The sequence below is a fragment of the Agromyces excoecariae genome (assembly GCF_051715505.1).
Classification (GTDB): Bacteria; Actinomycetota; Actinomycetes; order Actinomycetales; family Microbacteriaceae; genus Agromyces.
The window spans coordinates 102,789-122,558 of sequence record NZ_JBPSLA010000008.1 but is presented as its reverse complement, the minus strand read 5'-3'; the positions used below and the strand labels follow the sequence as shown (position 1 = coordinate 122,558).

General features: G+C 73.1%; 18 protein-coding genes and 1 tRNA gene. 7 read left to right on the top strand and 12 right to left on the bottom strand.

Translation table 11 applies throughout. From position 1 onward, the window contains the following. Positions 1–79: 79 nt before the first annotated feature. On the bottom strand, positions 80–1,015 hold the full coding sequence (locus ACSJD1_RS08700; RefSeq protein WP_438854915.1) for an LLM class F420-dependent oxidoreductase: 936 nt from the start codon (positions 1,013–1,015) through the stop codon (positions 80–82). Beyond that, complete coding sequence (locus ACSJD1_RS08695) at positions 1,012–1,800, bottom strand: inositol monophosphatase family protein (protein ID WP_438854914.1); 789 nt, start codon at positions 1,798–1,800, stop codon at positions 1,012–1,014. The genes ACSJD1_RS08700 and ACSJD1_RS08695 overlap by 4 nt, the downstream gene beginning before the upstream one ends. Before the next feature lie 134 nt (positions 1,801–1,934). Between ACSJD1_RS08695 and ACSJD1_RS08690 the strand changes: the two genes are divergently transcribed. Beyond that, positions 1,935–2,010: transfer RNA gene (locus tag ACSJD1_RS08690), tRNA-Lys, on the top strand. 235 nt (positions 2,011–2,245) lie between these two features. Then, positions 2,246–2,674, top strand: coding sequence for a YybH family protein (locus ACSJD1_RS08685; RefSeq protein ID WP_438854913.1), 429 nt, complete (start codon positions 2,246–2,248; stop codon positions 2,672–2,674). 128 nt (positions 2,675–2,802) lie between these two features. On the opposite strand, the gene ACSJD1_RS08680 is transcribed toward ACSJD1_RS08685, so the two are convergent. Next, positions 2,803–3,588 (bottom strand): metal-dependent hydrolase, encoded by a 786-nt coding sequence (locus ACSJD1_RS08680; protein WP_438854912.1) that lies wholly within the window; start codon positions 3,586–3,588, stop codon positions 2,803–2,805. Between the two features lie 241 nt (positions 3,589–3,829). Here ACSJD1_RS08680 and gnd point away from each other — a divergent pair, with 241 nt between their 5' ends. Continuing rightward, complete coding sequence (gene gnd / locus ACSJD1_RS08675; RefSeq protein ID WP_438854911.1) at positions 3,830–4,882, top strand: phosphogluconate dehydrogenase (NAD(+)-dependent, decarboxylating); 1,053 nt, start codon at positions 3,830–3,832, stop codon at positions 4,880–4,882. On the opposite strand, the gene ACSJD1_RS08670 is transcribed toward gnd, so the two are convergent. From ACSJD1_RS08670 to ACSJD1_RS08635, 8 genes are all read right to left on the bottom strand, one after another. Then, positions 4,879–5,472: an energy-coupling factor transporter transmembrane component T family protein gene (locus ACSJD1_RS08670; RefSeq protein ID WP_438854910.1), complete on the bottom strand. Its 594-nt coding sequence runs from the start codon at positions 5,470–5,472 to the stop codon at positions 4,879–4,881. The two genes, gnd and ACSJD1_RS08670, sit on opposite strands and share 4 nt — an antisense overlap. 7 nt (positions 5,473–5,479) lie before the next feature. Beyond that, the gene (locus tag ACSJD1_RS08665) at positions 5,480–6,160 is read right to left on the bottom strand and encodes an energy-coupling factor ABC transporter ATP-binding protein (RefSeq protein ID WP_438854909.1); all 681 of its coding nucleotides are present in this window, start codon (positions 6,158–6,160) and stop codon (positions 5,480–5,482) included. Then, positions 6,157–7,317, bottom strand: a complete 1,161-nt coding sequence (locus ACSJD1_RS08660) for a thiolase family protein (RefSeq protein WP_438854908.1) — start codon at positions 7,315–7,317, stop codon at positions 6,157–6,159. Before ACSJD1_RS08660 ends, ACSJD1_RS08665 begins: the two co-directional genes overlap by 4 nt. Further along, positions 7,314–8,558: a class I adenylate-forming enzyme family protein gene (locus ACSJD1_RS08655; RefSeq protein ID WP_438854907.1), complete on the bottom strand. Its 1,245-nt coding sequence runs from the start codon at positions 8,556–8,558 to the stop codon at positions 7,314–7,316. Before ACSJD1_RS08655 ends, ACSJD1_RS08660 begins: the two co-directional genes overlap by 4 nt. Further along, on the bottom strand, positions 8,555–9,196 hold the full coding sequence (locus ACSJD1_RS08650; RefSeq protein WP_438854906.1) for a biotin transporter BioY: 642 nt from the start codon (positions 9,194–9,196) through the stop codon (positions 8,555–8,557). The genes ACSJD1_RS08655 and ACSJD1_RS08650 overlap by 4 nt, the downstream gene beginning before the upstream one ends. A 254-nt stretch (positions 9,197–9,450) precedes the next feature. After that, on the bottom strand, positions 9,451–9,705 hold the full coding sequence (locus tag ACSJD1_RS08645; RefSeq protein WP_438854905.1) for a hypothetical protein: 255 nt from the start codon (positions 9,703–9,705) through the stop codon (positions 9,451–9,453). 33 nt (positions 9,706–9,738) lie between these two features. After that, a complete protein-coding gene (locus ACSJD1_RS08640) occupies positions 9,739–10,182 on the bottom strand; it encodes a hypothetical protein (protein WP_438854904.1) in 444 nt (147 codons plus the stop codon). Between the two features lie 141 nt (positions 10,183–10,323). Further along, positions 10,324–10,512, bottom strand: coding sequence for a hypothetical protein (locus ACSJD1_RS08635; protein WP_155049931.1), 189 nt, complete (start codon positions 10,510–10,512; stop codon positions 10,324–10,326). A 127-nt stretch (positions 10,513–10,639) separates the two neighbouring features. On the opposite strand from ACSJD1_RS08635, the gene ACSJD1_RS08630 reads away from it, so the two are divergent. The 3 genes from ACSJD1_RS08630 to ACSJD1_RS08620 are packed head-to-tail and all read left to right on the top strand — an operon-like array spanning position 10,640 to position 16,392. Beyond that, the gene (locus ACSJD1_RS08630) at positions 10,640–11,245 is read left to right on the top strand and encodes a TetR/AcrR family transcriptional regulator (RefSeq protein ID WP_438854903.1); all 606 of its coding nucleotides are present in this window, start codon (positions 10,640–10,642) and stop codon (positions 11,243–11,245) included. Between the two features lie 9 nt (positions 11,246–11,254). Further along, a complete protein-coding gene (locus ACSJD1_RS08625; RefSeq protein ID WP_438854902.1) occupies positions 11,255–14,149 on the top strand; it encodes an MMPL family transporter in 2,895 nt (964 codons plus the stop codon). Next, positions 14,146–16,392, top strand: coding sequence for a YhgE/Pip family protein (locus ACSJD1_RS08620; RefSeq protein WP_438854901.1), 2,247 nt, complete (start codon positions 14,146–14,148; stop codon positions 16,390–16,392). The genes ACSJD1_RS08625 and ACSJD1_RS08620 overlap by 4 nt, the downstream gene beginning before the upstream one ends. Positions 16,393–16,492: 100 nt before the next feature. Here ACSJD1_RS08620 and ACSJD1_RS08615 read toward each other — a convergent pair whose 3' ends face one another. Further along, positions 16,493–17,338 carry a sugar phosphate isomerase/epimerase family protein gene (locus ACSJD1_RS08615; protein WP_438854900.1) on the bottom strand — a complete coding sequence of 282 codons (846 nt, stop codon included), beginning with the start codon at positions 17,336–17,338 and terminating at the stop codon, positions 16,493–16,495. Positions 17,339–17,513: 175 nt separating this feature from the next. On the opposite strand from ACSJD1_RS08615, the gene ACSJD1_RS08610 reads away from it, so the two are divergent. Beyond that, positions 17,514–19,688 (top strand): bifunctional alpha,alpha-trehalose-phosphate synthase (UDP-forming)/trehalose-phosphatase, encoded by a 2,175-nt coding sequence (locus ACSJD1_RS08610; RefSeq protein WP_438855044.1) that lies wholly within the window; start codon positions 17,514–17,516, stop codon positions 19,686–19,688. The last annotated feature ends 82 nt before the right edge of the window (positions 19,689–19,770 follow it).

Here is a 19,770-nt window from a genome sequence, read left to right as displayed (position 1 = left end):
CCCTCGAGGCCCCCCGGCCCTCACGACAAGGGTACGCGACGCCGCCGACGTTCGACGCACGATGACGAGGAAAGCTCGCTCAGGGCAGGTGCGGGAGCACCTCGGTCGCGATGAGCTCGACGTGGTCGAGGTCTCGCTGGTCGACGAGTTGGAGGTAGACGCGATCCGCGCCGAGGTCGGCGAGTCGCCGGATCTTCTCGACCGCGACCTCGGGAGTGCCGGCGACGTTGACCTCGGCGAACGTGTCGGGGTCGGCGTGGATCGCGGCGAGGCGCTCGAGGTAGGACGAGGCATCCGCCGCGACGACCGTCGGCAGTGCGACGCTCAGGCGCATCGTGTCGGGGTCGCGGCCGATCGCCTCGCACGCGGCGCGCACGCGCGCGAACGACGCGGCGATTTCGTCCTCGTCGGAGAAGCCGCGGTTGAACTCCGTCGCGAACCGGGCCGCGAGTGCGGGCAGTCGCGTGGGCCCGCCGCCGCCCATGATGAGCGGCATCGGCGTCTGGACGGGCTTCGGCAGCCCCGGCGCGTCGACGAGATCGTAGTGGGTTCCCGCGAACGAGAAGCGCTCGCCGGGCGGCGTCTGCCAGAGGCCCGTGACGACCTGCAGCTGCTCCTCGAGGAGGTCGAAGCGCCGGTCGGGGAACGGGATGCCGTACGCGGCGTGCTCGGCGCCGAACCAGCCCGCGCCGAGGCCGAGCTCGACGCGGCCGCCGGACATGTCGTCGACCTGGGCGACCTGGATCGCGAGCAGCCCGGGATGCCGGAACGTGACCGGGGAGACGAGCGTGCCGAGCCGGATGCGTTCGGTCTCGCGGGCGATGCCGGCGAGCGTCGTCCAGGCGTCGGTGGGCCCGGGCATCGGGTCGCCGGGCCCCATGTGCAGGATGTGGTCGCTGCGGAACCAGCCGTCGAAGCCCAGGCGCTCGGTCTCCTGCGCCTGGGCGAGCTGCTCCTCGTAGCTCGCGCCCTGCTGCGGCTCGGTGAAGATGCAGACCTCGAGATCGCGGCTCACTTCAGCGCCTCGAGGACCGCGTCGTGCAGCAGTCCGTTCGTCGCGAGCGCGCTGCCGTTGCCGGCGCCCGGCTCGCCCGTGACGGAGGTGAACCGCCCGCCCGCGGCCTCCACGATCGGGATGAGCGCCGCGAGGTCCCATGCCTTCACGTCGAACTCGGCCACGATGTCGACGAGTCCCTCGGCAAGCAGGCAGTACGACCAGAGGTCGCCGTACGCTCGATCGCGCCACACGCGCTCGCCGAGTGCGAGCAACCGCCCGAGGTAGCCCGCGTGGCGCCATTGCGCGATGCTCTGGAAGCTGAGGGATGCGTCGGCGAGGTCGGCCACGTTCGAGACGCGGATCTCCCGGGGCGGCGCGCCCGGGGCATCCGTCGTCTGCGCGCCGACGCCCGGAGCACCCCACCAGCGTCGCCCGAGCGCGGGCATCGAGGCGACGCCCACGACCGAAGCGCCGTCGACCGTCAGCGCGATGAGCGCCCCCCACACGGGAACGCCGCGGAGGAAGTTCGACGTGCCGTCGATCGGGTCGATGATCCATCGCCGCGCGCCCGTGCCCTCGGTGCCGTACTCCTCGCCGAGGATGCCGTCGTCGGGGCGGCGCTCCGCGAGTACTTCGCGCACCGCGCGCTCGACCGCCAGGTCGGCCTCGGTCACGAACGTCCGGTCGGGTTTCGTGTCGATCCGGAGGTCGACGGCGCGGAATCGGGCCATCGCGGCCGCGTCGGCGAGATCGGCCAGTTCGAGGGCGAGGGCGAGGTCGTCGGCGTACGAGGCATCCGTCACCGGTTCAGCCTATCGACCGGTGGAGACCGCCTTCCGGTGGACGGCGCGCCCGGGCCGACCTCGATTTCGCGTTCGAGCCGGTCACCTGATACCGTTGTTCCTCGGTTCGGGGTTCGAAGGAAACCGGCCGAAACGCACCTCTAGCTCAATCGGCAGAGCAACTGACTCTTAATCAGTGGGTTCAGGGTTCAAGTCCCTGGGGGTGCACCAGGCAGAAGCCCGGTACCACGCGGATCGCGTGGTACCGGGCTTCTCTCGTCGGTTCGTGCGGTGCTGCGATCCCCTGCTCGCCCCGTTCTCCCTTCGCCACGCCGCCCTGCTCGACGTGGCTCCGAAGGGTCGCGAGGTGACCGGGCTGTGCCGGTCGGCCGACCGCCGTAGCATGGTCGTGGGCATCCCTCACCCGGGCGCCCGCTCCGACACACCGGTATCCGGGAGCAGGGGAATGACCGCCGAAGACGATGTGCGAGCCGCCTCGAAGGCGTTCTACGCGGCGTTGAACCGCATGCTGTCCGGGGACGCCAGTTCGTTGAGCGATGTCTGGGTGCACAGCCCCGAGGCGACGACGATGCACCCGATCGGCGATCGTCAGGTGGGATGGGACCAGATCAAGGGGTCGTTCGAGCGCGTGGCCCGGTCCAGCACAGGCGGTCACGTGGAGATCACGGATCAACTCGTTCGTGTTCACGGGGACACGGCATACGAAGTCGGCGTCGAACACGCCGGATTCGGCGTCGGTGGCACGCAGCTCACGGTGGACTCCCGCGTCACCAACATCTACTTCCGTGAGGGCGACGGGTGGAAGCTCATCCATCACCACGGTGACAAGTCGCCGGGGATCTCCGAGGCTCTCGACGAGGCGGAGCCGGCCTGATCATCTGTCGACCCGTCGACGTGAGCGCGGTCCCGAGATGACGCCGAGACGGCATCGGCGAGCCAGGTCCGCCTTCGCCGTTCGAGCAGGGCCGACCGAGCGTCGGCCGGCTTCGCCGGCGCGGTCCGTCACCAGAACGAGAACGGGTCGACGCCGATCAGCCGGAGCACCTCGTACGTCGAGCCGATGAAGCAGTAGGTGCCGAGCAGCGCCCCGAGCATCGTCTCGCGGAGCGATCCCGTGTCGCCGAGGACCGGGAGCGACACGTAGCCGTTCGGGAGCCAGACGCGGTTGAGCACGGGGACCGGACGGAGCGCCCGGGGCGGGCGGATGCGCCACGGCCAGACGAGCCCGGGCAGGCCGCCGGTGGTGAGCAGGTCTCCCGCGAGGTGCGCGACGAAGCCGACGAGCACCGCGAGCGGGAACCACGCCACCTGCTCGGGTGCGAAGACGACGATGAACGCGCCGAGCATCGCCCCGATCGCCCATGCGGCGGGCCACGAGCGGATGAGGCCGCGCGCCTTCAGCCCGAACGCCGTCAGTGCGGCCGTGCCGGCGCCGGCACCGATGGCGAGCGAGCCCAGCGGATCGACGGGCAAGGCGACGAGGGTCAGCGCCCACGCCGCCGCGAACGTCACCAGCACGCCCACGGGCGAGTGCGCACCCTGCCGGTGACCGCCGGATGCCGCTTCGACGACGCCCGTCGTGAGCTTGCCGAGCACGGGCACCGAGTGCGCGATCGTGGCGCTGTGGTGGTCGGCGTCGGGCAGCAGCGCGGCGCCCGCGCACACCGCGGTGCCGGCGAGCACGCCGACCGGGTCGAGGGGGTAGGCGCCGGCAGTGACGATCGGCATGGTTCCGGTGATCGCGAGCCAGGCGGCGGCGCCGCTCGTGGCATGGGTGATGCCCATCATCGGGTCGAGAGGCTCCTGGGGTCGGGGCGAGGCTCGGCCGAGGGCGGCCGGGCCGAGGGCGGGGAAGGGTCCGCGTGGACCAGTGTGCCCGGACCCGGGGACACCGGAGCGCGAGCTCCCGGCGAGGCCCGAGATCCGGTGTCGCGCCGGTGCGGCACGCCCGCGAAGGGTCATAGACTGCGGCGTGAATGCGCCGGCCGGACCGAGCGATCCGAGTCGGCTGAGCGACGGGGGAGAGCTGATGCAGATCGCGATGGTGGGACTCGGACGGATGGGCGCGAACATCGTGCGCCGTCTCATGCGGGACGGGCACGAGTGCGTGGTCTTCGACGTCGATCCCGGCGCCGTGAGCGCGCTCGCGGCGGAGGGTGCGACCGGCGCGGAGAGCATCGCCGACCTGGCGACGAAGCTCGATGCGCCGCGTACCGTGTGGCTGATGGTCCCGGCGGGGATCACCGGGAAGCTCGTGGACCAGGTCGCCGCGGTGCTCGATGCCGGCGACATCATCATCGATGGCGGCAACTCCAACTACCGCGACGACGTGCGCCGGGCCGAGGCCCTCGCGCCATCCGGCATCCACTACGTCGACGCCGGCACGAGCGGCGGGGTCTTCGGCCTCGAGCGGGGCTACTGCCTGATGGTCGGCGGTCCGGATGAAGCGTTCGCGCGCATCGAGCCGATCCTCCGATCGATCGCGCCGGGACCCGGCGACATCGAGCGCACGCCGGGCCGCACGGGGGAGCTCTCACCGGAGGAGCGCGGATACCTGCACTGCGGGCCCTCCGGGTCGGGGCACTTCGTCAAGATGGTCCACAACGGCATCGAGTACGGGATCATGGCCGCGCTCGCCGAAGGGCTCAACATCCTGAAGAACGCGGACGCCGGGCTCCGCCCCGAGGAGCACTCGGCCGAGATCGCCCCGCTCGAGGAGCCCGAGTTCTACCGCTTCACGATCGACACCCCGGCCGTCGCCGAGCTCTGGCGGCGAGGGTCGGTGATCTCGTCGTGGCTGCTCGACCTGACCGCGGCAGCACTCGTCGAGAACCCGACGCTCGACGGCCTCGCCGGCCGGGTCTCCGACTCGGGGGAGGGGCGGTGGACGGTCAAGGCCGCGGTCGACACCGGCGTGCCGGCGCCGGTGCTCGCGGCCGCCCTGTTCGAGCGCTTCGCCTCGCGCGAGGACGACCGCTACGCCAACCAGCTGCTCTCGGCCATGCGGCTCCAGTTCGGCGGGCACCGCGAGCTTCCGGCCGGCGACGTCCTCGAGACGGGCAGCGCGAGCGCCGACGCCTAGTCGTCCACTCCACGCGCCATGAGCGCCTCCCCGAGGTGGTCGGCGGTGCGCAGCGTGCGCACGATGACCGGCACCGCGAGCGCGGTGAGCGAGCCTTCTGCGCCGCGCGCCCTGCGCGCCTCGAGCACCTCGCGCACGAGGTCGGCGAGCAGGGGCACGCAGCGGATGGCGAGGGCCAGCGCCAGCCCGACGCGATCGGGGTCGATCCACCGAGCGAACGGGCGCAGCACGACCTGCATCGCGTCGAGCGTCGCCGTGACCGGGGTGGTCAGCGTGTAGACGGCCGCGAGGGCCACGGCGAGCACGAGCCGCACGCCCATCGTCGCGGCGGCCTCCCACCCGGCGAAGATCCACTGCACCGGCACCGCGAACGCGAGCACCCAGAGGATCGGCGAGACCTGGCGCCAGGCCACGCGCACCGGGATGCGGGCGAGCGCGAAGAGCCCGATCGTCGTCGCGGCGACGATGCCGAGCACCGGCAGCGAACCGACGAGTGCGGTCGCCGTCACGCAGACGGCGAGTAGTGCGAGCTTCGCGAGCGCCGGCATCCGATGGAGCGCGGATGAGCCGGGGTGGTACACGCCGATCATGGCCGCCTCACCCGATCAGGGCCCGGTAGACGTCGAGCGCGTGCTCGGGCGGGCCGTCGGCGACGATCCGGCCGGCCTCCATCACGATCACGCGGTCGAACGACTCGAGGAGCTCGAGCTGGTGGCTCACGACGACGAGCTGCTCGTCGAGCGTCGCGAAGTGCTCCGCGATGCGGCGCGCGTTGCGGGCGTCGAGCAGGGTCGTCGGCTCGTCGGCCACGACGATCGCGGGTTCGCCGACGAGCACGGCGGCGAGGGCGAGCAGCTGCTTCTGCCCGCCCGAGAGGCGGTGCGCGGGGCGGTCGGCGAGGTCGGCGAGCCCGAACCGGTCGAGCACGGCGTCGACGCGTGCGGCCGCGGTCGCGGCATCCAGCCGGTGGCGACGCAGCGTGAACGCGACGTCCTCGCGGACGGTCGGCATCACGATCTGCGTGTCGGCGTTCGTGAACACGAACCCGACGCGACGGCGCACCTCGCGACCGTGCCGGGCGACGTCGAGCCCGTCGACCGTGACCGTGCCCGACGTGGGCGTGACGAGCCCGTTGACCATGCGAGCGAGGGTCGACTTGCCCGAGCCGTTGGCGCCGACGATGCCGATCCGCCGTTCGCCGAGCTCGAGGGTGACGTCGTCGACGACGAGCTCGTCGTCGAATCGGTGGCTGACGCCGTCGAAGCGGATGGCGCTCATGCGACGCGCTCCACGATCATCGCGACGCCCTGCCCGCCGCCGATCGAGCACGCCGCGAGGCCCGCACGCGCGTCGTCGGCCGCCGCCATGCGGGCGGCGAGCCGCACGAGGAGGATCGCCCCCGATGCGCCCCACGGGTGGCCGAGGGCGATCGCGCCGCCATCGCCCGACAACGTCTCCTCGTCGAGGCCGAGCTCGTCGCTCACGGCGAGCACCTGCGCGGCGAACGCCTCCGTGATCTCGACGAAGCCGAGGTCGGCGGGTGTCATGCCCGCGCGGTCGAGCGCGCGTCGACCCGCCCACGCGGCGCCGAGGCCCGGCAGGGCGGGGTCGCCGGCGGCGACGGCCGTCGCGCGGACGCGGAGCGCGGGCAGGCCGAGCTCGCGCGCGAGGTCGGCGGTGGTCACGGCCATGGCGGCCGCGCCGTCGGAGAGCCCGCACGAGTTGCCGGCGGTGACGGTGCCCGCCGGGTCGGCGGCGGATGCCCCCGGGTCTCGGTCGAACACCGGTGCGAATCGCGCGAGCATCGCGGCATCCATGGCGGCCCGCGGCCGGTCGTCGCGGGCGACGCCGTCGAGAGGCACGACCTCGGCGTCGAACCGACCGGCCTCGCGCGCCGCGGCGCCTCGGGCGTGCGATCGCGCGGCCCAGGCATCCTGCCGTTCGCGGGTGATGCCGCGCACCTGCGCGAGGAGCTCCGCCGCCGGACCCATGTCGGGGTCGGGCACGCCGGCCGGAGCGAACGGCGCGCGCATATAGCGCTCGCCCGTCTCGGGCCACAGTCGGTGCGGGGCGGTCGACGCCGACTCGGCGCCGCCCGCGAGCACGAGCCCGGCATCGCCCGCGCGGATGCGGGACGCCGCCTGGATGACCGCGTCGAGGCCCGATCCGCACTGCCGGTCGACGGTGACGCCCGGCACGTGCGCGCCGAGCCCGGCGCGCAGCACGGCCACGCGTGCGAGATCGCCGCCAGGACCCATGCAGTTGCCGAGCACCACGTCGTCGACCTCGACGCCCGCGGGCGCGACCTCGGCGGCGACGGCGGCGAGCACGGGCGCCGCGAGCGCGTCCACGGTGTGCCCGGCGAAGCCGCGCCCGGCAGTGCCGATCGCCGTGCGTCGCGCGGCGAGGATCACGGGTGCATGGTCGCGGGTCATGCGCTCCTCCCGTCGGTGAAGGGCCGCGGATGCCCCGTCCCGAGCCGCCCGGCGACGATCTGCTCGCGCAGCCGCCCGCGGGCGGGCTTGCCCGACGCCGTGCGCGGCAGGTCGGCGGCGAACCAGCGCCGCGGCAGCTCGACCGGCGAGAGCGCCGCGCGCGCGGCATCCGCGACGGCCTCGAGCCGAGTGCCGGGCTCGAGTTCGACGACCGCGACGATGCGCTCGCCGAGCAGCTCGTGGGGTTCGCCGACGACCGCCGCGTCGCGGACGCCGGGGAGCGCCGCCAGGTGCGCCTCGACGTCTTCGGCGATCACGGTCGCGCCGGCGGTGATGATCGCCGAATCCCCGCGACCGAGCACCCGGATCCCGCCGCCCGGGGCGCGCTCGACGAGATCGCCGACCGTCGCGAACCCGTCGGCGTCGCGACGCATCCGCCCACCGACGACGTCGAGCGCGAGGTACGGCGATCGCGCCCACAGCTCGTGTCCGGAGTCGACCGGCCGGAGGTCGACCTCGACGCCGGGGAACGGCGTGAGGCCGGCGTCGACGCTCGGTTCGTGGCGGGCGGCGAGCACGAACGACAGCTCGGCGGCACCGTAGTACTCCACGAGACGGATGCCGCGGGCGGTCGCCTGCTCGCTGAGCCGGGGCGGGAGCGCCGCGCCCGCGACGATCGCCGTGCGAGGCGGTGCCGCATCGGCGGAGACGATCCGCGCGAGGCGCGTCGGCGTGGCGTGCACCGCGGTCGCCGTGCCCGGGTCGTCGGTGACCGTCGCCCCGATCCAGAGCGCGTGCAGCGCCGCGTAGAGGTGCATCGATACGGAGAGCGGGCCGGTCACGGCGATGCGGTCGTCGGGCCCGAGTCCGGCCAGCTCGGCCAGCGGCTCGGCGGACGCGAGCCACGACTGCACGGTGCGCGCGATCACGCGGGGCGAGCCGTCGGCGGCGGTCGAGCCCGAGGTCGTGAGTGCGAGCGCGGTGCCCTCCGGGAGGTCCTCGGCGATGCGGTCGGCGTTGGCCCGGGTTCCGCCGACGAGCACCGGCCGGCCGCGGTCGAGGCAGGCGAGGACGGTCGTGACGGCGGCGACGGGGTCGGCGTCGGCACGGCATCCGACGGGGCCGCGCCCTGCGGGCAGCTCGGCGCGGGCGACCGCACGCGCGAGCTCGTCGGAGCGGACGGTCCGTCCGCCGAACGAGAGCGCGATGCGGTCGCCGGATGCGCCGAGCAGGTCGATCACTTCGCGGCGGCCTCCGCGGCGGCGCGCTTCCACGGCCACGGGCGCGGCTCGATGAGCCCCGGCCAGGCGCGGTGCACGCCCTTCGCGACCACGACGGTCACGATGACCTTCACGACGTCGCCGGGGAGGAAGATCGCGGAACCGGCGATCGCGACGCCGAGCGGCGTGCCGGTGATCGCGGCGAAGACCGGGACGCCGACGAGGTAGATCGCGACGATGCCGCCGAGCGCGGTCGCGCCGAGCGCGGGCACGACGCGGTAGCGGGGGAGCAGGCGGGCCGTGAACCATCCGATGACGAGCGCACCGAGGATCCAGCCGATCAGGTAGCCGACCGACGGGCCGACGAAGACGCCGAGGCCGCCCCGCCCGCCCGAGAGGAGGGGCAGGCCCGCAGCGACGAGCACGAGGAGCAGGAGCACGCTCAGCGCGCCCTTGCGCGCGCCGAGGATCGCGCCGGCGAGCATGACGCCGAGCGTCTGGAACGTGATCGGCACCGCGGTGCCGCCGAGGTACAGGGCGCCGGGCAGCCTGAGCGCGGCGATGAGCGCGGCGAACACGGCGATCTGGGCGAGGTCGCGGGCGGAGGTGCGGACGCGGCGCCGTTCCGGCGCGGCGACGGGGCTGGGGGCGGCGGTCATGCGGTTCCCATCGGTCGGCGTGAGGGGGCGGGGATGCCCGTGTGGTTCACGCTACGAACCGCGGGGGAGGCGCCGCGCGAGGTGGCCGTACAAGAAACGCCGACCGATTTTGGAGTGCCGAGGTCGCCGCCGGACGCGGGTCCCCGCCATTCGAGGGTGTCGTCACGATTGGCGGGTGCGAAGCCTGTTGCACCCGCCGAAACCGACGACAACCGCCGCCGCGCACCGTGAGCTTCGGCGTCGCTCCGATTGGGCTACCGGGGTGTGCCGCGATTCCAGCCCGGCTCGAGGATCAATCGCTCGTCGTGCAGGCGCCGTCGGCACTCCTCCGCGAACGCGAACGCCAGACTCGGATCGGCGGCGAAGGCCGCGTACTCCTCGTCGCCCAACGCGTAGTACTCCTCGTAGTCGGTGAGGTTGCTCGACACCGGGATCGAGAGGTAGGCGGTGCCGGAATCCCGCTCGACGCCGAGCGAGTAGCGCTCGGAGCGGTCGACGAACGAATCCACGAACCTCATCGAACGACGGCGCCGGTCACGCGGTCACGCGGCGCGCGCGGGCTCCTCGACCGCCAGCTCGGCGACGTTGTCGGCGTCGACCGCGGACTCCGCGGCATCCGTCTCGCTCGCCTCGACCGGGTCGGCCCACATCACGAGCGGGGCCGGCGTCCAGCTGAGCGCGTGCGACGTCTCGTCTGCGGGCACGACGACCGCGACCTGCTCGCGTTCCTCGAGGATGGCGCGCGTGACCTCGGCGGCGATCTGGTGGGTGAGCATCGCTTGGAAGATGCGATCGGAATCGCCCGCCTGGCGGCGGACGAGGGACCATTGGCCGTCCGGGCCGATGAATCGCGAGAGGCGGGCGTTGACGAGCTCGAAGATCTGCTCGCCGCGGAGGTCTGCGGCGGTGGCGCGGGGCGAGGGCGCGGGTGCGGTGTGGGCTGCGGCCTGTGCGGCGAGCCGTGCGCGGCGCCAGCGGCGGAACATCGGTGTCCTCTCGGTCGGAACTGGTGGCGGACTACGTCGGACGGCGTTTCGTCCAGTGTCCGTCACGCGGCGACCCCCCGGGCTCGGACACGCCGCGAGGGCGCCGAGCCGTCGGACGCGGACGGTACGGGGCGGCCGAGGCTACTCGGCCAGCTCGCGGCGCTTCTGCTCGTCGGCGACCGTTCCGATCGCGATGGCGAGCGTGGCGGCCCACGAGACCCACATGAGCACGAGCCTCCAGTCGCGAGGCCCTGCCTGCGTCGCACGGATGACTCCGACCGCGCCGAACAGCGAACTCAGGACCGCTCCACTGAAGAGGTACTTGCGCATTCCGCAACGCTATCGCGTCGAAACGCGCCCGCGCGACCGGTTGACGCGCGCGGCGCAGACTGGGAGAACGCCCCGAGTCTGACCGATCGTGCAGTCTCTGACCGATCGGTCAATTAGCGTCGATCGCATGCCCACCGATGCGAGGACGACGACGCGCGTGCGCGCCGCCGACGAGTTGAAGCATGCCGCCCTCGAGCAGTTCTCGACGGTCGGCTTCGCCGGCACGTCGCTGCAGCACATCGCCGACGAGGCCGGCTATTCGAAGTCGAGCGTGCTGTACCACTTCACGTCGAAGGAAGCGCTGCTCGAGGCGGCGATCGAGCCCGCCGTGGAGGGCTTCGAGGACGTGCTCGAGGACTTCCTCGCCGGCCGAGGCAGCGGCGCGCGGGCGACCCGCCGCCGTGGGCTCGTCGACCGGGTGGTCGACCTGCTGCTCGAGCACCGCGAGGCCATCCACGTGTTCCTCACGCAGGGTCAGAGCCTCGCGGAGCTGCCCGTCATCGCCCGCGCCAACGTCGCCGTCCGCCGCCTCGCGGCGGCCGTCTGCGAGGAGCGGGAGAGCGTCGACGACCAGGTGCGGTTCGGCATCGCACTCGGGGGCGCCGCATTCCTGCTCACCGCCGGCCGGACCTTCGCCGACGAGTCGACGCTGCCGAGCGACGACGAGCTGCGCGACGCGCTCCGTCGCATCATCGCCGACATCCTCGCCCCCGCCCCGACCCCCGGCGACTGAGAGAGAACCGTGGCCCTCCTCCTCCACCGAATCGGACGCTTCGCCTATCGCCGAGCCTGGATCGTCATCGTCGCCTGGGTGATCGCCCTCGGCGGTCTCGTCGGCGGCGGCATCGCCCTCGGCGGCCAGCTCCAGGAGTCGTACGCGATCCCCGGCACCGAATCCCAGGACGCGATCGACCAGCTCGCCGCCGTCTTCCCGCAGACCGCCGGCGCATCGGCGAAGGCCGTCGTCGAGGCGCCCGAGGGCGACTCCGTCGAGAACGCCCCGTACCGCGACGCCATCGACGACATGGAGTCGCAGCTCGAGGAGCTCGACGGCGTGGCGAGCGTGCTCGGCCCATTCGACGAGTACGCCGGCGACCAGGTCTCCGGCGACTCGCGCTCCGCGTACATCCAGGTGCAGTTCGACGGCCAGGTGACGGATGTCACCGAGGACCAGATCGACGCCGTCCTCGCGACCGGCGACATCGGCCGCGACGCCGGGCTCGAGGTCGCGTTCGGCGGCGAGGTCTTCCAGGAGACCACGTTCGGGCTCACGATCACCGAGGCGTTCGGCGTGATCTTCGCCGGCGTCGTGCTCCTCATCACGTTCGGGTCGCTGCTGTCGGCGGGGATGCCGCTGCTCACCGCGCTCGTCGGGGTCGGCACCGCCTTCGGCGGCATCTCGGTCGTCGCGGCGTTCGCGACCGTCTCGAGCACCGCGCCCATGCTCGCCGTGATGATCGGCCTCGCCGTCGGCATCGACTACGCGCTGTTCATCCTGTCTCGACACCGAACCCAGCTCGCACGCGGCATGGACCCCGAGGAGAGCGCGGCCGAGGCCGTCGCGACGGCGGGCGGCGCGGTCGTGTTCGCGGGCCTGACCGTGATCATCGCGCTCCTCGGCCTCCTCGTCGTCGGCATCCCGTTCCTCAGCGTCATGGGCGTGGGCGCCGCTTTCGCGGTGCTCGTCGCCGTCTTCGGCGCGACGACGCTCCTGCCGGCACTGCTCGGCCTCGCGGAGGGTCGACTCGCCCCGAAGCCCGGCGGCCGGGCTCACCGGCGCGCCGTCGCATCCGACGACTCGGGCACGCGCACGATGGGCCGTCGCTGGGTCGACACGGTGCTGAAGGCACCCGTCGTCTTCGTGCTGCTCGTCGTGGGCTTGCTCGGGGCCGCCGCGATTCCGGCGGCGAGCCTCGACCTCAACCTCCCCGGCGGGCGGGGCGAGGAGGGCACGAGCCAGCGCGAGGCGTACGACATGATCGCCGAGGGGTTCGGCCCCGGCTACAACGGCCCGCTCATCGTCACGGTCGACATCACCCAGACCACCGACATCTTCGACGACCTCGACGCGATCGGCGCGCGATTGGCCGACGTCGACGGCGTCGCCTACGTCGGCCAGGGCCTGCCGAACGAAACCGTCGACACCGCGATCATCCAGGTGATCCCCGAGTCGGGCCCGACCGATCCCGAGACCAAGCAGGTCGTGCAGGACATCCGCGCCCTGGAAGGCGACATCGTCGACGAGTTCGGAACGCCGATCGCGGTGACCGGGTACACGGCGGTGTCGATCGACATCTCGCAGCGGCTGAACGACGCCCTCGTGCCGTTCGCGCTCATCGTCGTGGGCCTCTCGGTGATCCTGCTCCTCATCGTGTTCCGCTCGCTGTTCGTGCCGATCAAGGCGGCGCTCGGCTTCCTGCTGTCGGCGTTCGGCGCGATCGGCCTCACCGTCGCGGTCTTCCAATGGGGATGGCTCGCCGACCTCATGCACATCGAGCCCGGGCCGATCCTGAGCTTCCTGCCGATCCTGCTGATGGCCGTGCTCTTCGGCCTCGCCATGGACTACGAGGTGTTCCTCGTCTCGGGCATGCGCGAGGAGTTCGTGAAGACGCGCGACGCGCGGAACTCGATCGTGCACGGCTTCCAGCATGCGGCGCGCGTCGTCACGGCGGCGGCGCTGATCATGTTCTTCGTGTTCTTCGCGTTCGTGCCCGAGGGCACGGGGGTGATCAAGGGCATCGCGTTCGCGCTCGCCGTGGGCGTCGCCTTCGACGCGTTCCTGGTGCGGATGACGTTGGTGCCCGCCGCCATGGCGCTCGCCGGTCGTGGGGCGTGGTGGCTGCCGAAGTGGCTCGGCCGGATCCTGCCCGACGTCGACATCGAGGGCGAGGGCCTGCGCGCCCACCTCGCGGAGTCGGAGTGGGCGGCCGCGCGGAACGCCGACGTGCTCGCCGAGGACCTCCTCGTCGGCGACCCGGCGGCGCCGATCGGCCCGATCTCGGTCAGCGTGCCGCGCGGCGGCGCCCTCGTCGTCCTCGGCGAGCCCGCCGAGCGTCGACTGGTCGCCGCGACGCTCGCCGGGCGCGTCCTCCCCGCCGGCGGTCGCCTCGCCGTCCTCGACGCACCGCTCCCGATCGACGCCGGCACGGTCATGCGCCGTGTCGCGATCGCCGACGGGGCGCATGATGCCGCGGCCGCGGGCAGCGCGGGCGAACTCATCGCCGCCCGAGCGGACGCGACCCGCGCGTGGTACCGCCTCGACTCGACCCGGTCGGCGGTCGAGGCGGCCCTCCGCCGCGTCGGCGACGCGCGCGTCTCACCCGGCGACGAGCGCTCGCGTCGGTCGCGCACCATCGACCCCGACACCCCGATCGCGTCGCTCGACGCGCTCGATCGCCTGCTCGTGACCGTGTCGGCGGCGCTCGCCGAGCACCCCGGGGCCGTGGTCGTCGACTTCGACGGGCTCTCCCGGTCGGCCGCGGCGTGGGCGGCCCTGCATCGCATCGTTCCCCGCGGCGTCGTGCTGATCGCGACCGCCGACCCCGACGCCGACCTCGACGCCGCAGGCACTGCGCTCGAGGCCCGCGGCATCCGCTCGATCGACCTCGCCACCCGCCCGATGGAGGCACTCCGATGACCCGCACCGACGCCCCCGCCCAGGTCGCGCCCGCGGCCCGCCGCCGAGGCCGCCGCGCCGCGCTGCTCGCGGCCGTGATCGCCGTGCCGCTCGCCGTCGCCGGCCTCGTCGCCGGCGCGATCGGCGGCGCCGACGAGCGCATGGACGCGATCCCCGCGATCGTCGTCAACAACGACGAGATGGTCACCACGACGACGCCCGACGGCGAGGAGCAGCCGGTGCTCGCCGGTCGCCTGCTGGTCACCGAGCTCACGGGCGACGGCGACACCGGCTTCGACTGGACGATCTCGAACGACGAGGAGGCCGCGGCCGAGCTCGCCGACGGCGAGGCGTACGCGGTGCTCACGATCCCCGCGGACTTCTCGGCCTCTGTGACCTCGCTCGCGGGCGACGCCCCGACGACGGCGGCCCTCGACATCCGCACCGATGACGCGCACAGCTACCTGGCCGGCACGATCGGGTCCGCGGTCGGCGACGCGATCGCGACGACCTTCGGTCACGAGCTCACGACCCAGTACCTCGAGGGGCTCTACGGCAACCTCGTCCAGGTCGGCGGCTCCCTCGGCGATGCGGCGGACGGCGCTGGGCAGCTCGCCGACGGCGCCGACTCGCTCGCCACCGGGCTGGACCAGCTCGCGGGCGGCATCGGCTCGGCGGCCGACGGCACCGCGCAGGCGGCCGACGGCGCCGCCGCGTACGCGTCGGGTGTCGGCCAGTACACGTCGGGCGTCGAGCAGCTCGCGGGCGGGCTCGGCACCCTCGACGCCGAGGCGGGCGGCCTCGACGGCATCACCTCCGGCGTGTCGCAGTACGTCGGCGGCGTCGCGCAGGCCGGGTCCGGCATCGACGACGGCATCGCGCAGTACGTCGCGGGCGTGCGCTCCGCGGGAACGGGCGTCGACGCGGGCATCGCAGCCTACGTCGACGGGATCGGGTCCGCCGGCGACGGCGTGTCGCAGGGCACGTCGGACTACGTCGACGGCATCGGCGCGCTCGCGACGGGCGGCGACCAGCTCGCGGCATCCGTGCCCGCGCTGCTCGCCGCCGACCCGAGCGGCGCCGCGCTCGAGGCGGCGATCGCGCAGTACGTCGCGGGCGTGCACGCCGCCGCCGACGGCGGAGCCGACCTCGTCGTCGGCACCGACGCGGCGTTCGACCAGCTCGTGGCCGGCGGCGACCAGCTCCGGACCGGGACCGCCGACGGCTTCGCGAAGCTCGGGGCCGGCGGCGACGCGCTCCGTGCCGGCACCGCGAGCGGGTTCGACGAACTCGCCGCAGGCGGCGCGGCCCTCGTCTCGGGCACCGGGTCCGGCATCGACGGCCTGCAGTCCGGCATCTCGCAGCTCTCGGGCGGCGCGTCGCAGGCCGCGGCCGGGTCGCCCGCGCTGCGGGAGGGCGCCGACGGCCTCGCGTCGGGCGTGAGCGGCATCGCCGGCGGCCTGACGCAGCTGAGCGACGGCGCCGCGGCATCCGCCGACGGAGCGGCCCGGCTCGCCGACGGCACGGGCGAACTCGCCGACGGCCTCGCGCAAGGTGCAGAGGGCACCTCGTCGCTCGAGGGGCTCGATCCGGAGGAGACGGCGGGCGTCGTCGCCGAGCCCGTCATCACCGAGGCGACGCGCGCCAACGAGATCTCCACGTTCGGCGAGGTCGTCGCGATGCTCATCGGCCCGATCGGACTCTGGCTCGGCGCGATGGCGATGTTCCTGGTCTTCCGGCCGCTCGGGCGCGAGGCGCTCGGGACGACCGCGCCGACCGGCCGGCTCGTCGCGCGCACCCTGTTCCGCGGCTCGCTCATCGGGCTCGCGCAGGCGGCCGCCGTGGTGGCGCTGATGCACACGGTGCTCGGCGTCGACTGGTCGCTGCTGCCGCAGACGCTCGCGTTCTCGGCGCTGCTCGCGGTGGTCTTCACGGCGATCCACGCGTTCCTCAGCGCCTGGCTCGGACGGATCGGCACGATCGTCTCGCTCGTGCTCGTGGTCCTCCAGCTCGCGGCTTCCGGCGGGGTCTACCCCCTCGAGATCGTGAGCGGGCCGTACCAGGTGATCAGCCCGTTCCTGCCGCTGACCTGGGCGGTGCAGGGCATGCAGCTCATCGTCTCGGGCGCCGGCGGCTCCGGGGTCTGGGCCGCGGCGGGCGCGCTCGTGCTCTTCGGCGTGGTCGGGGTGGTTGGCACCGCGCTCGTGCTCAGCCGGCGTCGAGGCATCCGCACCGCCCCCCGTCTCGTGCCGACCACGAGCTGATGCGGGCGGCGGCGGCGACTCGCGCCCGGCGCCGCCGCCCGCATCGCGGGCTCAGGGCCCACCGAGACGGATGCCGCGGCCCGAGCACGAACGCGCTGCGCTACGAGTGGCGACCGGGGATGATCGCGTCGATCACGCGCCGCAGCGGCGACTCGTGCTGCGGCTCGGACGAGGCCACGGCGGACTCGACGGCGGTGTGCTCGCGCGCGAAGGCGACGGTCTCGCGAAGCATCTCGAGCCGCTCGGCCTCGGTCTTCGCCTTGCGCGTGTTGACCTCGGCGACGATCGAGCCGTCCCAACCCCGGTCGGCGAGCATGCGGAGCACCTCGGCCACGGGCTCACGGCCCTTGCCGGGCAGCAGGTGCTCGTCGAAGATCTGGCCCTCGCCGATCGCCCCCGACCCGTCGCAGAGGTGCACGTGACGCAGGCGCTCGCCGAGGTCGGTCGCGAGCTGCATGCTGTCGGTGCCCGAGAGCGCGGCGTGCGAGAAGTCGAGCGTCACCGCGTCGCAGTCCATCTGACGCGGGTCCCAGCCGGGCGCGTACGCCTTCATGTTCCGCCCGGCGGCACGCCACGGGAACATGTTCTCGACCGCGATCTCGACGCCGTGCTCCTCGGACAGCGTGCGGACGATCGAGAGGAACTCGAGCGCGTAGCTCGCCTGCCACCGGAACGGCGGATGCACCACCACGCTGCCCGCCCCGACCGCCTTGGCGAGCTCGGCCGTGCGGGCGAGCTTGACGCGCGGATCGCGACCCCACACGAAGTGAGTCAGCAGCAGCACCGGCGCGTGGATCGAGAGGATCGGCAGGCCGTAGCGCTCGGACATCTCGTTCAGCGCCACGGGATCCTGGGTCGTCGCCTCCTGCGAGACCATGATCTCCACGCCGTCGAACCCGGCATCCTTCGCGATGCGGAAGGCCTGCTCGGGTTCGAGTGGGTACACGCAAGTGGTGCTCATACCGATTCGGATCATGAGGCTCGAAGTCTAGCCCCGGCGGCTGAACATCGGGTGGGGACCTTCGACTGTTAGCCTGATTCGCGAGCCGCCAGGAGGATCCGACGACGTGAAGCCCGCCACCGACTCCGAGACAGAGCCCGACATCGAGCCCATCTACGACATGGTCGTGGTGAGCAACCGCCTGCCCGTCGACTACGTCGGCGGCGAAGGTGCTGAGACGCAGTGGAAGTCCTCGCCGGGCGGTCTGGTCACGGCGCTCGAACCGGTCATGCGTGCGAACGAGGGCGCGTGGGTCGGCTGGGCCGGCGTCGCAGACCGCGAGTTCGCCCCGTTCGAGCACGACGGCATCTCGATCGTGCCCGTCCCGCTCTCCGCGCAGGAGATCGAGGAGTACTACGAGGGATTCTCGAACGACACGCTCTGGCCGCTCTACCACGACGTCATCGCGCCGCCCAGCTTCCACCGCGAGTGGTGGGAGGCGTACATCGCGGTCAACCGCCGGTTCGCCGAGGCGGCCGCGGCCGCCGCCGCTGAGGGCGCGGTCGTCTGGGTGCAGGACTACCAGCTGCAACTCGTGCCGCGGATGCTCCGCGAGGCCCGACCCGACCTCGTCATCGGCTTCTTCAACCACATCCCGTTCCCGGCCTATGGGATCTACTCGCAGCTGCCGTGGCGTCGCCAGGTCGTCGAGGGACTGCTCGGCGCCGACGTCATCGGCTTCCAGCGGGCGGCGGATGCCGGGAACTTCTCGCGGGCGGTCCGCCGGCTGTTCGGCTACAAGACGCGCGGCACCGTGATCGACGTCCCGGGCGAGGACGGCGCGGTGCGACACGTCGTCGCGCGCCACTTCCCGATCTCGATCGACGCGGCCGCCTTCGAGGACCTCGCGCGCATGCCCGAGGTGCAGGAGCGGGCGCGAGCCATCCGCCGGAGCCTCGGCGACCCCGACGTCGTGATGCTCGGCGTCGACCGGCTCGACTACACCAAGGGCATCCGGCACCGCATGAAGGCGTTCGGCGAGCTGCTGCGCGACGGTCGTCTCTCGGTCGAGCACGCCACCCTGGTGCAGGTCGCGAGCCCGTCGCGAGAGCGGGTCGAGACCTACCGCCAGCTGCGCGACGAGATCGAGCTGATGGTCGGGCGCCTGAACGGCGACTACTCGACCCTCGGGCACCCCGCCATCACCTACCTCCACCACGGCTACCCCCGGCAGGAGATGGCCGCCCTGTACCTGGCTGCCGACGTCATGCTCGTGACGGCCCTCCGCGACGGCATGAACCTCGTCGCCAAGGAGTACGTCGCGAGCCGGTACGACGACGACGGCGTGCTGCTGCTCAGCGAGTTCACCGGGGCCTCCGACGAGCTCCGTCAGGCGATCCTCGTGAACCCTCATGACATCGAGGGCCTGAAGGACGCCATGGTCGAGGCGACGAAGCTCTCGAAGCGCGAGCGGGCCCGACGGATGCGGGTGCTCCGCAAGCGCGTGAAGGAGAACGACGTCGCCAACTGGTCCGCGACCTTCCTCGAGACCCTCACCGGGGTGGGGAAGATCGAACCGGGCGTGCCCGACGGGCTGCGCAGTGCCGTCGCCAAGCTCGCCGAGGCGCCGCGACTCCTGGTCGCACTCGACTTCGACGGCACCCTGGCCCCGATCGTCGACCGCCCTGAGGATGCTCGCTCGACGGCGCGCGCCCGGAATGCGATCGAACGGATGTCGGAGCACGAGGACACCCGGGTCGCGCTCGTCTCCGGGCGCGCCCTCGACAGCCTCAAGGAGGTCGCGTCGCCCCCCGTCGCCGCGCTCCTCAGCGGATCGCACGGCGTGGAACTGCAGCTCGACAGCGGGGGAGAGGTGACGATCGACCTGCGGGAGGGTGAGCTGACGCGCCTCGAGCAGCTCATCGAGATCGTCGAGCAGGCGGCATCCGCTGCGGACGGCGCGTGGGTCGAACGCAAGCCCGCCGGGATCGCACTGCACACGCGCAAGCTCAGCGCTCCCGCCGGTGCGGCCCTCCAGCGCAGCGCGCGCGACCAGGTCGAGCAGGCGCTGCCGGGTCTGTCGACCCGGTCGGGCAAGAACGTGCTGGAGTTCGCGGTGCGCGCGAGCGACAAGGGCGAGGCGCTCCTGCGACTGCGCCAGCACGCCGGAGCGGACGCGGTGATCTACGTCGGCGACGACGTCACCGACGAGGACGCCTTCGCCGTCCTCGGCGGCGAGGACGTCGGCGTGAAGGTCGGCCAGGGCAAGTCGCTCGCCGCCTACCGGCTGAACGGACCCGATGACGTCGCCGAGCTTCTGGAGCTGCTCGCCGACGTCCGCGACGCCGCCCGCTGAGCCGCCCTGCGCGGCATCCGCCCGGCGCTCGACGCGGCGGCGAACGGATGCCGCTCCCGGCGCCGCCGACGCGGCGCAACGC